Genomic DNA, 238 nt, shown 5'->3' on the forward strand with positions numbered 1-238 from the left:
GTCTTCCAGCTTGGGCAACGGCATCGTGTTGGAGGTGATCGCCAGCGTCAGGATCGGCGCATCCGCCGGGTTGACCTTGCTGTAGATCGGCGGCATCGGCAGGTCGTTCGGCAGCAGGTTGCCGGCGGCGTTGATGGCCGCTTGCACTTCCTGCTCACCAATGTCGAGCGACAGCGACAGATCAAACTGCAGCGTGATGACCGAGGCGCCGCCCGAACTGGACGACGTCATCTGCTTC

The 238-nt window shown here is 63.0% G+C and carries 1 protein-coding gene; it reads right to left on the reverse strand.

Annotated elements, in window-relative coordinates:
- The coding region (locus ACVA58_RS28650; protein ID WP_446513617.1) for an efflux RND transporter permease subunit at positions 1 to 238 on the reverse strand (238 nt) is incomplete at both ends.

The sequence above is a fragment of the Photobacterium sp. DNB22_13_2 genome (genome assembly GCF_052873915.1).